This window comes from Ruegeria sp. BG3 (assembly GCF_056538485.1).
Window position 1 is genome coordinate 148,590 of record NZ_JBQFTE010000007.1, and the last position, 14,444, is coordinate 163,033.

Annotated in this window: 11 protein-coding genes; 8 read left to right on the top strand and 3 right to left on the bottom strand. The window is 58.7% G+C overall.

The genetic code is table 11. The features are described 5' to 3' along the window. Positions 1-42: 42 nt before the first annotated feature. From ACR0AI_RS12615 to ACR0AI_RS12635, 5 genes are all read left to right on the top strand, one after another. Positions 43-1,614, top strand: coding sequence for a Re/Si-specific NAD(P)(+) transhydrogenase subunit alpha (locus ACR0AI_RS12615; RefSeq protein WP_170554269.1), 1,572 nt, complete (start codon positions 43-45; stop codon positions 1,612-1,614). A 13-nt stretch (positions 1,615-1,627) separates the two neighbouring features. Beyond that, complete coding sequence (locus ACR0AI_RS12620; RefSeq protein WP_170375069.1) at positions 1,628-3,079, top strand: NAD(P)(+) transhydrogenase (Re/Si-specific) subunit beta; 1,452 nt, start codon at positions 1,628-1,630, stop codon at positions 3,077-3,079. 159 nt (positions 3,080-3,238) lie between these two features. Then, positions 3,239-3,595 carry a VOC family protein gene (locus ACR0AI_RS12625; RefSeq protein ID WP_480674447.1) on the top strand — a complete coding sequence of 119 codons (357 nt, stop codon included), beginning with the start codon at positions 3,239-3,241 and terminating at the stop codon, positions 3,593-3,595. 107 nt (positions 3,596-3,702) lie between these two features. Continuing rightward, on the top strand, positions 3,703-4,980 hold the full coding sequence (locus tag ACR0AI_RS12630) for a DUF3422 family protein (protein WP_480674445.1): 1,278 nt from the start codon (positions 3,703-3,705) through the stop codon (positions 4,978-4,980). Between the two features lie 72 nt (positions 4,981-5,052). Then, positions 5,053-6,189, top strand: a complete 1,137-nt coding sequence (locus ACR0AI_RS12635) for an MFS transporter (protein WP_480674443.1) — start codon at positions 5,053-5,055, stop codon at positions 6,187-6,189. 6 nt (positions 6,190-6,195) lie between these two features. Here ACR0AI_RS12635 and ACR0AI_RS12640 read toward each other — a convergent pair whose 3' ends face one another. The 3 genes from ACR0AI_RS12640 to ACR0AI_RS12650 form a co-directional block, all read right to left on the bottom strand. Continuing rightward, on the bottom strand, positions 6,196-7,176 hold the full coding sequence (locus ACR0AI_RS12640) for an ABC transporter permease (protein WP_170493718.1): 981 nt from the start codon (positions 7,174-7,176) through the stop codon (positions 6,196-6,198). Then, the gene (locus tag ACR0AI_RS12645) at positions 7,169-8,176 is read right to left on the bottom strand and encodes an ABC transporter permease (protein ID WP_170375080.1); all 1,008 of its coding nucleotides are present in this window, start codon (positions 8,174-8,176) and stop codon (positions 7,169-7,171) included. Before ACR0AI_RS12645 ends, ACR0AI_RS12640 begins: the two co-directional genes overlap by 8 nt. A 96-nt stretch (positions 8,177-8,272) precedes the next feature. Further along, entirely contained in the window at positions 8,273-9,979 is a 1,707-nt protein-coding gene (locus ACR0AI_RS12650) for a peptide ABC transporter substrate-binding protein (protein WP_170375081.1), read from the bottom strand. Positions 9,980-10,265: 286 nt separating this feature from the next. Between ACR0AI_RS12650 and ACR0AI_RS12655 the strand changes: the two genes are divergently transcribed. Genes ACR0AI_RS12655 through ACR0AI_RS12665 form a run of 3 tightly spaced genes read left to right on the top strand, consistent with a single transcriptional unit; the run spans position 10,266 to position 14,442 of the window. Beyond that, entirely contained in the window at positions 10,266-12,086 is a 1,821-nt protein-coding gene (locus tag ACR0AI_RS12655) for an ABC transporter ATP-binding protein (protein WP_170375083.1), read from the top strand. A 5-nt stretch (positions 12,087-12,091) separates the two neighbouring features. Next, positions 12,092-13,258 (top strand): acetylornithine deacetylase, encoded by a 1,167-nt coding sequence (argE, locus tag ACR0AI_RS12660; RefSeq protein WP_480674440.1) that lies wholly within the window; start codon positions 12,092-12,094, stop codon positions 13,256-13,258. Between the two features lie 17 nt (positions 13,259-13,275). Continuing rightward, complete coding sequence (locus ACR0AI_RS12665; protein WP_480674438.1) at positions 13,276-14,442, top strand: M20 aminoacylase family protein; 1,167 nt, start codon at positions 13,276-13,278, stop codon at positions 14,440-14,442. The last annotated feature ends 2 nt before the right edge of the window (positions 14,443-14,444 follow it).

Below are 14,444 nucleotides of genomic sequence, written 5' to 3' on the forward strand. Positions count from 1 at the left end.
AAGAACTCGCGCGAACATATCGAAAGTAAAGGAGGCTCTCCGTTGAAGATAGGAACGCCAAAAGAAGTTTTTGACGGTGAGAACCGGGTGGCGATGACGCCGGACTCGGCGCGCCAGCTGCAAAAACTGGGCTATGACTGCCTGATCGAAAAGGGTGCCGGTGCTGCGGCGGGCTTTTCTGATGCGGCTTACGAAGAGGCCGGTGTCGAGGTTATGAAAACCGCGGCGTCGCTTTGGAAAGCTGCAGATATCGTTGCCAAGGTGCGCCAGCCGAATGAGACCGAGCTGAAGCGTCTGACCAAAGGCAAGACGCTGATCTCATTCTTCAACCCGGCCGGGAACGAAGAAGGGATGGAGGCTGCCAAGTCCAAAGGCGCGAATGTAATTGCGATGGAGATGGTTCCGCGTATTTCCCGTGCGCAGAAAATGGACGCGCTGTCCTCGATGGCGAACATCGCCGGGTATCGCGCGGTGATAGAGGCGGGTAACAATTTTGGCCGTTTTTTCACCGGTCAAGTGACGGCGGCCGGTAAAGTGCCGCCTGCAAAGGTGCTGATCGTGGGGGCCGGTGTGGCCGGTCTGGCGGCGATTGGTACGTCCACTTCGCTGGGCGCGATCACCTATGCGTTCGACGTGCGCCCCGAAGTGGCCGAACAGGTCGAATCCATGGGCGCCGAATTCGTCTATCTGGACTTTGAAGAAGACCAGCAGGACGGCGCGGCCACTGGCGGCTATGCATCGGTTCAGTCGGAGGAGTTCCGCGAAGCGCAGTTGGCCAAGTTCCGTGAATTGGCGCCCGAAATGGACATAGTGATCACCACCGCGCTGATCCCGAACCGTGAAGCGCCCGAGCTTTGGACCAAGGATATGGTCGAAGCGATGAAGCCGGGCTCGGTCATTGTTGACCTTGCGGCGGAGAAGGGCGGCAACTGTAAGCTGACCGTCGCGGATGAGAAGATCGTGACTGACAATGGCGTGACCATTATCGGCTATACCGACTTCCCCAGCCGGATGGCGGCGCAGGCGTCATCTCTGTACGCGACCAATATCCGTCATATGATGGCAGATCTGACGCCCGAGAAGGACGGTCAGATCAATCACGACATGGAAGATGACGTGATCCGCGGTGCAACCGTGACTCATGAGGGTGAGATCACCTTCCCGCCGCCTCCGCCCAAGGTACAGGCGATTGCGGCGCAGAAGAAACCCGAGGTCAAGGAACTGACCCCGGAAGAGAAAAAGGCGCAGGAAATCGCAGCCTTCAAGGCGCAGACCAAGCAGCAGTTCACCCTGCTGGGTGTTGGTGGTGCGTTGATGCTGCTAGTGGGGCTGATCGCTCCGGCCAGCTTCATGCAGCACTTCATCGTCTTTGTGTTGGCGATCTTTGTGGGCTTCCAGGTGATCTGGGGCGTGGCGCACAGCTTGCACACCCCGTTGATGGCGATCACCAACGCGATCTCGTCGATCATTATCGTCGGGGCCTTGATGCAGATCGGGTCCGGGTCGTTCCTGGTTATTCTACTGGCGGCACTGTCCGTGTTCATGGCCGGGATCAATATCTTCGGCGGCTTCCTCGTAACCCGGCGCATGCTCGCCATGTTCCAGAAATCCTAAGGAGGTCGGGCATATGATTGGCTTCACTTCTGCCGCTTATGTTGTTGCGGCTGTCCTTTTCATCCTGTCGCTCGGCGGCCTTTCGAACCAGGAAAGCGCCAAGCGCGCGGTCTGGTATGGTATCGTTGGTATGGCGCTGGCGGTTTTTGCCACGCTTGTCGGTCCGGGTTCAGGCCTATGGCTGCTGTCCATTCTGCTGATCATCGGCGGTGGTCTGATCGGTCAATACGTGGCGCAGCGCGTCCAGATGACCGAGATGCCGCAGCTGGTCGCTGCGATGCACTCGCTGGTCGGTCTAGCGGCCGTGTTCGTCGGCTTCAACGCGCATTTCGAGATCGGAAACGTGGCTCAGGTCATGGCAATCAAAGATAGCGCGGGTCAAGCGGACCTGTCCGACCTCGGTGCCTTTGCCAAGCTGATCGCAAAGAAGACGCCTGCGGAACTGGCGATCCTGCATGTTGAGCTGTTTCTGGGCATCTTCATCGGTGCGATCACCTTTACCGGCTCGGTTGTGGCCTATGGCAAGCTGGCGGGCAAAGTGACCTCGGCGGCGACCAAACTGCCCGGTGGTCATATGCTGAACGCGGCGGCTGCGGGTCTCTCGCTGATCTGTCTGATCTGGTACACCAGCTCGGGCGGTCTGTTCCCGCTGTTCCTGATGACACTGGCGGCACTGTTCATCGGCTATCACCTGATCATGGGGATCGGTGGTGCTGACATGCCCGTGGTTGTGTCGATGCTGAACTCGTATTCGGGTTGGGCGGCAGCCGCGATCGGCTTCAGCCTTGGCAACGACCTGCTGATTGTGGTCGGCGCTCTGGTCGGCTCGTCGGGTGCGATCCTGTCCTACATCATGTGTAAGGCGATGAACCGTCACTTTGTCAGCGTGATACTGGGCGGCTTCGGTGGCCCGCAGGGTGAGCAGATGGCCGTCGAAGGCGAGCAGATCGCGATTGAGGCAGACGGCGTGGCCGCTGCGCTGAACGATGCGGACAGCATTGTCATTATCCCGGGTTACGGCATGGCTGTTGCTCAGGCACAGCAGTCGGTGTCCGAGTTGGTCCGCAAGCTGCGCGCCAAGGGCAAAGAGGTTCGCTTTGCGATCCACCCCGTTGCTGGACGTTTGCCGGGCCACATGAACGTGCTGCTGGCCGAGGCGAAAGTGCCGTATGACATCGTGCTGGAGATGGATGAGATCAATGATGATTTCCCGGACACGGATGTGGCTATCGTCATCGGCTCGAACGACATCGTGAACCCTGCGGCGCAGGAGGATCCGAACAGTCCCATCGCCGGTATGCCGGTGCTGGAATGCTGGAAGGCCAAGCAGGTCTTTGTGTCGAAGCGCGGTCAGGGCACTGGCTATTCGGGCATCGAGAACCCGCTGTTCTTCAAAGAGAACACGCGCATGTTCTATGGCGACGCCAAGCAGTCGCTAGACAAGTTGCTGCCGATGATCGAGTGATCAAAACGCACAATTCAATTGCAAAGGGCGCCTGCGGGCGCCCTTTTCTTTTCTACTTTGAAGAGGGCTTGGCCTTCTCGCCTCCAGAGTATTGCAGCCAGATGAAGCAAGCTTGATATGCTATCTTACGTCTGACGGGTACTTTGTGGGAGCAAGGTCATGGAGAAAGTAAACGGAATCGGCGGGGTCTTTTTTCGTGCGAAGAACCCCAAGGCCCTGAGCGAATGGTATGAAAAGCACCTGGGGGTAAACCACTACGATCCGGTCCCTTGGAAGCAGGCCGAAGGCTATACGGTCTTTGCACCCTTCGCCCAGGATACCGCGTATTTTGGCCGAAGCGAGCAGCAGTGGATGATCAATTTCAGGGTTGATGATTTGGCCGCTTTGACACGCCAGCTACAGGCCGTAGGGATCACCGTCGAAACCAATCCGGATTGGGATAGCGAGGTGGGTAAATTCGCCCGTATTCATGATCCCGAAGGCAATCCCATCGAGCTATGGCAGCCAAATCAATGAATTGGCTGGAATGTATACCGTCGCATTCTTGTAAGTATCTGAAATAAAATGGGAATTGATGTATTTTGGGTGTGCCGTATAGTGTGTCGGATGAATCGGAGCCCCGCATGACGCCAATCGATGACCACCCTTTACGCTATCGGCTTGCCAATGAACTGCACGCCCGACCTTTTCCGGTGGCGCAGGTTCCATGCACGGTTGCCTTTCTGGCCATCAAGAAGCCCGGCACGTCGCAAGGTGGTGACCGGCAGGACGACATTGCGCATTTGATCAATCTGCTGGATCGCCACGGCGCGCCGCACCCTCAGCCCGACGTGACCCACTATGCGGGGCAGATCGGACGCTATTGGCTCAAGTGGGAACAACACACTGAGTTCGTAACCTTTACTGCAATCTCTCAAAACGTGAGTGAGCGGGCGTTCAACCCCGCCGATTTCGAAGTCTTCCCGCCCGATTGGATGATGGCCAGTCCCGGCCAAAGGATCACGTCGGCGTTGCTACGGGTTGTTCCGCGTCCAGAGGATGACGTCGTCCGGAACTTGCTACCGGATTGGTTCGAACCCGAAAGCCTTGCTGTGTCCTGCGTTTTGGACGATGCCGCGATCTGCGCAAGCGATTTTCGTATCGACCCGGCAGGACATATGCGGTTTGCGCTGTTCGTCTCGGATGGAACCGGAGAGCGCCGGGTTGGACGGATCATCCAGCGCCTGTGCGAGATCGAGACCTACAAGGCCATGTCCATGCTGGGGTTTGCACGGGTCAAATCGCTGACCCCGCGCATTGGCGAGTTGGATCAGAAGCTGACCGCGCTAATGGGCGAGATGACCGATGGCGGCAAACATCCCGATGATATGCTACCGCAACTGCTAAAAACCTCGACCGAGTTGGAGACGATCTCGGCACGCTGTTCCTTTCGGTTTGGGGCCACGGGCGCTTACGAGGCCATCGTTAACCAGCGTGTCAAAGTCTTGCGGGAAGAGCGGTTCATGGGGGGGCAGAGCTTTGCCGATTTCATGATGCGCCGCTATGACCCAGCGATGCGGACCGTGAAATCGACGGAACTGCGTCTGCAGGCCCTGTCAGACCGGGCCATCCGCGCCGGAGATCTGCTGCGAACACGTGTGGACGTAGAACGCAGCGCGCAGAACCAGGCCTTGCTGGAAAGCATGGACCGCCGCGCCGATCAGGCCCTGCGCCTGCAGCGCACGGTCGAGGGGCTGTCGGTGGTTGCCATCAGCTATTACGCCGTCTCGCTGGTCAGCTATCTGCTGTATCCTCTGACGTCGGCGGGGATCAGCAAGGGAATGTTGACGGCTTTGGTAACGGTTCCGGTCATTCTGGCCGTTTGGGTAGGCGTCCGCAGAATTCGGCGTCGGCTGGAGTGAGCGGCGCTTGCCTCTGTTTGGTAGCGTTGTACTAGTAGCCGGCGAAGCGCATCAAACAAGCGGAGCTTTAATATGATCAGTGTCGTTACTGCGTGGCGCGCCGTCACCGCGATGTTCGCGCTGAATGGTGCCCTGTTCGGTATCTGGGCCTCTCGCATCCCGGCGGTGCGCGATCATCTGAACCTCAGCCATGAAGAGCTTGGCTATGGTCTTTTGTTCATGGCAGCGGGTGCCGTCTGCTCCTTCCCGGTGACCGGGCGATTGACCGACCGGTTTGGGGCCGTATCGATCACGCGGATCATCGCGGTGCTGTACACCTTTTCGCTGGTTTTGCTGGCGCTGGCCGACAGCTTCACCATGCTTGCGGCGTTCCTGTTTCTGTTCGGTGCCTTTCATGGCTCGATGGACGTGGCGATGAACGCTTGGGCAGCCGAGGTAGAGCAGGCCTTCGACAAACCGCTCATGTCCTCGTTTCATGCGATGTGGAGCCTTGGTGCCGGCCTTGGGGCGGTCAGTGGATTTATAGCTGTTCAGCGGGATGCGACTGTTCTGCAGCATTTTCTGGTTGCGGGAGGCGTTGTAGTGGCACTGGCCTTGGCGATGTCCTGGGTACAATGGACGTCGCGCCGCGCGGAACAGTCTCAAAGTGCCGTGTTTGCATTCCCGTCCGGGGTGTTGATCCTCGTTGGTTTCACCGCGCTATGTGGTGCGTTGGGGGAAGGTGCGGTCGCAGATTGGAGCGCCCTTTTCCTGCGCGACGTTACTGGGGCCGCTGAGAGTGTCGCAGCCTTGGGTTATGCGGTTTTTTCAGTCGCGATGGTGGCGTGTCGTTTGGCTGGCGGCTTCCTCATCGCGCGCGTCGGCCCGGTCGCAGCAGCTAGGGGCGGTGGTGTCTTTGCTGCGATAGGGGTGTTCTGCGTGGTGTCCGCCGGTGCCGCGCCATTGGCGTTGGTCGGGTTCACGCTGATGGGGGTCGGCTATGCTGTGATCATGCCCTTGGCGTTCAGCCGCGCAGCCAACGACCCAAACATCCCGCCGGGACAGGCCATCGCTAGTGTCGCAACGCTCGGATATGGGGGGCTGTTGATCGGACCGCCGCTGATCGGGTTTCTGGCCGAGTTGCTGTCGCTGCGGATGGCGTTTGGTGTCTTGCTGCCGCTTGCGGTGCTTATCGTGGTCTGTGCCGGCGCGCTAAAGCGCGCCGACTGAGATTTGTCACCGGCCGCGAATGCGCGGATCCAGGGCATCACGCAAGCCATCGCCCAGATAGTTCACGCTGAGAACAGTCAGCGAGATCGCAAGGCCGGGCCAGAATACACGCTCGGGGTATTGCTGAAGATAGTCGACGCCATCAAAAAGCAGGCGGCCCCAGGTCGGGAAATCCGGCGGGAAGCCGAGCCCGAGGAAGGACAGCGCGCTTTCGGTGATGATCGCCGTCGCAATCCCCAGCGTTGCCGACACCATGATCGGAGACAGGACGTTCGGCAGGATGTGCCGCGTGATGATCTGCCGATTGCTGGTGCCGATTGAACGTGCCGCGAGAACGAACTCACGCTCTTTGATGGCCAGCACGTCGCCCCGCACGATCCGCGCTGTGGGCATCCACGAGGTGATGCCGATGGCGCAGACGATCAGGATGAAAATCCCGCGCTCCAGCCCGAATGCGGCGGACAGAGGCTCGCGGAAAAGCAGCATCATGACCAGCAACAGGGGCAGCAGGGGCAGGGCGAGGAACAGATCGGTCAGACGCATCAGCGGCCCATCGAGGCGTTTGAAGAAGCCTGCGATCACACCAATGAACGATCCCAGAAACAGCGCCAGCAACATAGCGGTGATGCCAACCGAGACCGAGGTCTGACCACCCGACATCATCCGCGCCAGAATATCCCGGCCCAGCTGATCGGTGCCGAACGGATGCGCCCAGCTGGGGCCCTGATTGCGCGACCGGATGTCGATCTGGGTTGGATCGATGCTCCAGAGGTAGGGCCCCAGATACACACCGGCGACGATGAAGATGAACAGGATCGCCCCGATCATCGCGCCTTTGTGCGTTTTGAACTGATCCCAGACATCGCGCCATTGGCTGCGGGGTGGGGTGGTCAGGTCGTCCATCACGCCCGCGGTCGGCAATGCGGTTGAGGCAGGGGCCAATCCTTCGTCGGGGACCAGCGTGTCTGATTTGTCGGTATCAGTCATAGCGAATCCTCGGGTCCAGAATGCCGTACAGAACGTCAGCGATCAGGTTGAACAAAACGATCAGCACCGCAAAGATGAAGGTCAGCGTCTGCACCATCGGCAGGTCGTTGGCTTGAATCGCGCCGATCAGCAATTGGCCGATACCGTTCACCTTGAAAACCTGCTCGGTGATGATTGCGCCGCCGAAGATGGCCGGAATACCGAGCGCAATAACGGTAACCACCGGGATCATCGAGTTGCGCAGGACATGGACCATCACAACCGTGTATTCGCTCAGTCCTTTTGCGCGGGCGGTACGAACGTAGTCTTGGTTGAGGTTGTCCAGCATCGAGGCGCGCATGAAGCGGCTCAGCTGTGCCGTAATTTGAAGCGCCAGAACCATGACCGGCATGATCATCTGCTTGAGCTGCACGACGAAGCTATCCCAGCTATTCACCACGTGAGTCGTGTCATAGATTGATGGGAACCAGCCCAGCTGGACCGAGAAGATCACGATCACCAGCACGCCCGAGAAGAAGGGCGGGACCGAGAAGCCGACCATCGAGACGAATGTGCCCATCTGGTCGAACCAGGAATACTGGCGGTATGCGGAATAGATGCCGATGGGCAGTGCGATCAGGATGGCGACCACGTAGGCGGTGCCGACAACCCACAGAGTCTGCGGGATACGCTGAACGACGATGTCCATAACGGGCGAGCGGGTCTGCCACGAAATCACACGCAGGTCACCTTCTGAGAAGGTGGTGCCGAACATATGGTCGATCAGAACCTGCGGCTCGATCCAGAAGAACTGCACGATCCATTTCCAGAACCGGATATGCATCGGCTGGCCAAGGCCAAGCGCCTCTCGCATCTTCTCTTTGACTTCGGGGGGAACGGTGAGGGGAACCTGTGCCATCGGGTCGCCTGGGGCAAGCTCGAGCAGCAGGAAAATGACGAGGCTGATGAACAGCAGCGTGGGTACGGCCAGCACCAGTCGTCTGATGGTAAAGTTGAGCATTCAAAGGCGCCTTTGTTGATGCGTCTTTTTGTTGGAGTGGTCTGCAAATGACCGCGCCCCGATAGAGATCGGGGCGCGATATTGCAAGATTAAAGCTTAGGAACCGGTCTTGCGGTACCAGTCCGCAATGTTCCACAGCTCGCTGTCCCAAACGTTTAGGACAACACCACCCAGGGTGTTTGCATGCGCCGACAGACGGCCACGGTGCACCAGCGGGATCATGCCGCCGTTTTGAACCATGATGTCGTTCAGCTGCTTGGCGATTTCCGCACGGGCTTCCAGACCTGCGGTTTCAGCCAGTTTGGCGTGCAAGGCGTCAAACTCTTCGTTGCAGAAGCGGCTGATGTTCTCACCCTGCCACTGCGATTCTGGCTTCGGTGCCTTGTCGCACAGACCGTTGCCCAGATAGGACTGCGGGTCGGTGCCGTTGAAGGTGTTGGCGTACATCTCAACGTCGGCATAGAACTTCTGGAAGGTGTCAGGCGAACCCGGGTCACCGCCGAAGAAGACCGATGCGTTGATATTGCGCAGTTCGGATTCGATGCCGATCTGGCTCCACCATTCCTTGATCAGCGCCTGGAAGTCCTGACGCACAGCGTTGGTCGAGGTCTGGTAGACGATTTTCAGAGGCACACCGTCTTTTTCACGAATGCCGTCGCCATCGGTATCAACGATGCCTGCGTCATCCAGCAGCTTCTTAGCGCCTTCGATATCCTGCGTGTCACAGCTCATCGAGGTCGAGCTAAACGCAGCCGGGGCCGGAACCCAGTTACAGGTCACCTTGCCAGCTTGGCCATAGCCGATTTCCACCAGCAGCGGGCGGTCGATGGCCATGGACATGGCTTTGTAAACGGCCGGATCCTGCAGGAATGGGTGCGGATGCGCGGCTGTCGAGCGCTCGCCTTCCGGCAGGTCGGGCGACGGGTTGGTCTGGTTCAGCATGATACGCTCGACCAGCGGGCCGAAGCCTGCGACCGGAGTACCTTTGCCACCTTCCTGCATCTGCGCGATGACCTCAGGGGCCAGCTGCAGGTTCCAGGCGTAGTCAAACTCGCCAGTTTCCATAACCGCACGACCTGCCGCTGTTGCGTCGCCACCACCTTTGAAGGTCACGCTGGCAAATGCCGGCTTGGCCGGGTCACGGTAGTTGTCGTTGGCGGCAAATGTGATCACGTCGTTCGGTTTGAACTCGGTGACGACAAACGGGCCAGTGCCGATCGGGTTGAAGTTCTGATCTGTACATTCAGGGGCTTTTGCGCCCATGCAATCAGCGAACTGAGCGGCCTGAATGATCGGGCTTTCACCACCCACAAACGGTCCGTAAGGGAAGGGGGTTGGTGCGTCGAACGTTACCTTAACGGTTAGGTCATCGACAGCTTCGACATCGGTGACGCCTTCAAACTTGGTCACCTGTGCACAACCGCCTTCGGGGTCCATGCAGTAGTTTGCGGTAAACACCACGTCGGCCGAGGTGAACGGAGTACCGTCCGACCATGTGAGGCCAGGCGCAATCTTCCAGGTAATGGTGGTCAGGTCTTCGCTGACGCCGCCATTTTCAACGGTCGGGATTTCAGCGGCCAGATACGGCACCATGTTCCCGTCTTGGTCGTAGCGTGCAAGTGGTTCGATAACCAGCGAGGCTGCCTCAACATCTTTTGTGCCACCCGACAGAAACGGGTTCATGATTGATGGAGCCTGCCAATAAATAATGCTGACATTGCCGTCCGATCCGCGCTCGGCAAAGGCCGCTGGGGCCATCGCCGTGCTTGCAATCGCACCAAGCAAAAGGGTTTTGATCTTCATAAGTCACTCCCGAATTGGACACTTGCGTGTCTCGATTATCTCCGCAATGCCTGCGGATTTGGCGTTGCCGACTTGTGGCTAAGGCATTGTTAGAAATAGCAATTGCATTTCGCGCAACGCGATTTCTGCCTTCGCTGGTTGTCGGTTACGCGGGTATCGAAACAGAACTTAGGAAAATTGCAAGCCTTGCCGTCACGAAATCGTGCATTGCGTTTGACTTTTCCTGGCTCGCCGCCTTAGCGTTCGGCATCCATAAAAACAAAACGACCCAAAAGGGAGCGCGCGCGTGCTGGATCAACCAATTGCCCAGATCAAAAAACTGAGGGTGGAGTTTCAGACGAAAGACGGCCCGGTCGTGGGCGTTGAGGACGTCTCGTTCGAGGTGAATCCGGGCGAAACGGTTTGTATTGTTGGCGAATCGGGCTCGGGCAAGTCGGTTTCATCTCTGTCTCTGATGCGTCTTGTCGAGTTCGGCGGAGGCGAAATCGCTGGTGGCGAGCTGCTGTTTGACCGCCGCGACGGGGCCGAGATGGACCTGGCTGATGCCGATCAAGATCTGATGAAACAGATTCGCGGCAACGAGATCGGTATGATCTTTCAGGAGCCGATGACGGCCTTGAACCCGGTTTTCACCGTTGGTCGGCAACTGACCGAAGGGCTGCGCATTCACAAGGACATGTCCAAGACGCAGGCCGAAGAGCGCGCTTTGGAGCTGCTGCGGCAGGTGCGAATCCCCGAACCCGAGCGCCGTCTCAAGCAATACCCGCACGAGTTGTCAGGGGGGATGCGACAGCGCGTGGTGATCGCCATGGCTATGGCGTGCGAGCCGCGTCTGTTGATCGCGGACGAGCCGACGACAGCATTGGATGTGACCATTCAGGCTGAGATTCTGGCCCTGATGGACCGTTTGAAACGCGAAACGGGTACTGCGGTGATGTTCATCACCCATGACATGGCTGTGGTGGCACAGATGGCCGACCGCGTTGTGGTCATGTTCCGCGGCAATAAGGTCGAAGAAGGCCCGGTCACTGAAATTTTCGAGAACCCGCAGCATGATTACACCAAGGCGCTGCTGGCCGCGGTGCCGAAACTGGGTGAGATGCAGGGAAAGGCCGCGCCGGAACCGATGAAGCTATTGGGTGTTGAAGGGCAAAATATCGCTCCGATTCCCGGCACGGAAGAAACACTACTGACGGTCAAGAACCTGACCACGCGCTTCCCGGTCAAAGGCGGCTTGCTGCGCCGGACGATCTCGAATGTTCATGCTGTTGAGGATGTCTCGTTCACGCTGAACAAAGGGCAGACGCTCAGCCTCGTGGGCGAATCGGGGTGCGGCAAGTCCTCGGCCGGGCGCTCGATCCTTAGATTGGTCGAGCCGATGGCGGGTGAGGTCAATCTGGACGGCGTCGATATCATGAAGCTGGACCAATCCGGTCTGCGCAAAGCGCGGCTGGATATGCAGATGATCTTTCAGGACCCGTTCGCTTCGCTCAATCCGCAGATGCAGTTGATCGACCAAGTGGCCGAACCGATGCGCAACTATGGCGTGGCCTCGGGGTCGGAACTGCAAGATCGCGTTGCGCAGCTGTTCGACAAGGTGCAACTGCCGCGCAGCTTCATGCGCCGTTTCCCGCATGAGATGTCCGGCGGTCAGCGTCAGCGTATCGCAATCGCCCGCGCCTTGGCGTTGAACCCGAAACTGATTATCGCGGATGAGGCGGTCTCGGCGCTGGACGTGTCGGTGCAGGCGCAGGTGCTGAACCTGATGATGGAGCTGCAATCCGAACTGAGCCTGTCTTACCTGTTCATCAGTCACGATATGGCCGTCGTGGAGCGAGTCAGCCACCATGTGGGCGTGATGTATCTGGGCCGGATTGTCGAACTTGGGCCGCGCGCGCGGGTGTTCGAGAATCCACAGCACCCGTATACACAGGCGCTGATGAAGGCGGTTCCAATCGCGGACCCGAACAAACGGAAATCGGAAAAAGATTTGAATTTCAAACCGATCCCGTCACCCATTCATCCAATCGGATACGCGCCAGAACCGTCGAAGTACAACGAGGTTGAGCCGGGCCATTTCATCCTGACTACGGATAGCGGGTACTAACACATATGCCACAGCGTCTGACGCCGCTTGAGATCATGACCAAGTTGATCTCATTCCCGACTGTAAGCCGTGACACAAACTTGCCACTAGTGGACTGGGTCGAAGGTTACCTGAACGAACACGGTATCGAAGCCCATCGCTGGCCGGACCCGGATCAGCCGAACAAGGCGGCGATTTTTGCGCATGTCGGCCCGTGGGAAGAGGGGGGCGTTGTCCTCTCGGGTCACACCGATGTCGTTCCGGTGGATGGACAGCCCTGGGACACGGATCCGTTCATTGTCACTGAGAAGGACGGCAAGTACTATGGACGCGGCACCTGCGACATGAAGGGCTTTGACGCGCTCGCGATTTGGGCCTTGGTCGAGGCGCGCGAAGCGGGGCTCAAACGTCCCTTGCAACTGGCGCTGAGCTTCGATGAAGAGGTTGGATGCACTGGCGCTCCGCCAATGATCGAGGCGATGAACAAAGTGCTGCCCAAAGGCTCGGCTGTGATCGTGGGCGAGCCTTCGACAATGCAGGCTGTCACCGGCCACAAGGGCGGTTTTGGCTATGACACGCATATGGTTGGGTTTGAGGTTCATAGCTCGATCATGCACACAGGCGTGAATGCCATCATGGAGGCCGCGCCGCTGATCAATTGGGCGAATGAACAGAACACCCGCAATCAGGCGGCCACGCCCAGCGAAACCGCTGCGGTGTTCGATCCGCCTTGGACTACTGTCCATGTAGGCATGATCGAAGGCGGCACTGCGCATAACATCACGGCCAAGGATTGCCACTTCATGCTGGATTTCCGCACGGTGCCGGATGAAAGCAAAGCCGCGTGGCGCGATGCCTATTTAGAACAAGTGCGCGCGGTTGAGGCACGGATGCAGGCCGTCCACCCCGAAGCGCGGATCGAAATCTCCGAGAATTTCTCGATCCCCGGCTTGGTCCCCGAACAGGATGGTGAGGCCGAAGCTCTTGTACGCGCGCTGACCGGTGACAACGCAAGCCATGTGGTCAGCTATGGCACCGAGGCCGGGCAGTTTCAGGAAGCGGGTTATTCCGCGGTTATCTGCGGCCCGGGCGACATCGCGCAGGCACATCAACCGAATGAGTTCATTTCGGTCGCGCAGTTCGAAGCGGGCCATGCATTCATGCAGCGGCTGGTCGAGAAACTGTCTACCTGATCCCGAGGAGGTCCAAAATGCCGGTGAAAAACAGACTTGCTGAAATGCAGGCAGAGATCACCAAGTGGCGCCGCCATCTGCATGCTCATCCCGAACTGATGTATGACGTTCACGAGACCGCCGCCTTTGTTGTGGAACGGTTGAAGGCCTTCGGTGTCGATGAAATCACCGAGGGCGTCGGCAAGACAGGTGTTGTGGCTGTAGTCAAGGGCCGCTCGGACACCAAGGGTCGGGTGATCGGATTGCGGGCAGATATGGACGCCCTGCCGATCGAAGAGGCGACGGGTCTGGACTATGCCTCGACCGTTCCGGGCAAGATGCATGCCTGTGGGCATGACGGGCATACCTCGATGCTGCTTGGGGCTGCGCAGTACCTGGCCGAGACGCGGAATTTCGATGGGACCGCCGTGCTGATCTTTCAACCGGCCGAGGAGGGCGGCGCCGGAGGTCTCGCCATGTGTCAGGACGGGTTGATGGAGCGCTGGGGCATTCAGGAAGTCTACGGCATGCACAACATGCCCGGCCTGCCGGTTGGTGAATTTGCGATCCGGCCCGGAGCTTTGCTGGCCTCGTCAGACGAGTTTGAAATTACCGTCACCGGCAAAGGTGGCCACGCGGCCGCCCCGCATGAGGCGGTGGATACAACGCTTGTCGCCTCACATATTGTTGTGTCTTTGCAATCCGTTGTGGCCCGCACCGTCGATCCGATCAAACGGGTTGTTCTGACCGTGGGCACGTTTGAGACGGACAGCGTGGCCTCAAACGTGATTGCGCATACGGTCCGTCTGAAAGGCACGGTACGAACGCTTGACCCCGAGTACCGCGCGATCGCGGAACAGCGTGTTCGCCGGATTGCAGAAGATACGGCCTCGGCCTTTGACGCGTCCGCAAAGGTAGAATGGACGCCGGGCTATCCGGTGACAGTAAACTCCGAGGCCGAGACTAGCTATGCCGCTGAAGCCGCCGCAGCCGTTGCTGGAAAGGTAAACGATGGTACCGACCCGATCATGCCGTCGGAAGATTTCGCCTACATGCTTGAAGAACGGCCTGGAGCCTACATCTTTCTAGGGAACGGAGACACGGCAATGTGTCACCACCCGGAATACAATTTCGATGATGACGCCATACCCGCCGGCTGCAGCTGGTTCGCTGAAATGGTCGAACGCCGGATGCCGGCCGAATGATT

Bases quoted from the DNA above. Each gene is read 5' to 3' on its own strand.
- argE (WP_480674440.1), top strand. From the start codon at position 12,092: ATGCCACAGCGTCTGACGCCGCTTGAGATCATGACCAAGTTGATCTCA.
- ACR0AI_RS12640 (WP_170493718.1), bottom strand. From the start codon at position 7,176: ATGACTGATACCGACAAATCAGACACGCTGGTCCCCGACGAAGGATTG.
- ACR0AI_RS12645 (WP_170375080.1), bottom strand. From the start codon at position 8,176: ATGCTCAACTTTACCATCAGACGACTGGTGCTGGCCGTACCCACGCTG.
- ACR0AI_RS12635 (WP_480674443.1), top strand. From the start codon at position 5,053: ATGATCAGTGTCGTTACTGCGTGGCGCGCCGTCACCGCGATGTTCGCG.
- ACR0AI_RS12620 (WP_170375069.1), top strand. From the start codon at position 1,628: ATGATTGGCTTCACTTCTGCCGCTTATGTTGTTGCGGCTGTCCTTTTC.
- ACR0AI_RS12665 (WP_480674438.1), top strand. From the start codon at position 13,276: ATGCCGGTGAAAAACAGACTTGCTGAAATGCAGGCAGAGATCACCAAG.
- ACR0AI_RS12650 (WP_170375081.1), bottom strand. From the start codon at position 9,979: ATGAAGATCAAAACCCTTTTGCTTGGTGCGATTGCAAGCACGGCGATG.
- ACR0AI_RS12630 (WP_480674445.1), top strand. From the start codon at position 3,703: ATGACGCCAATCGATGACCACCCTTTACGCTATCGGCTTGCCAATGAA.
- ACR0AI_RS12625 (WP_480674447.1), top strand. From the start codon at position 3,239: ATGGAGAAAGTAAACGGAATCGGCGGGGTCTTTTTTCGTGCGAAGAAC.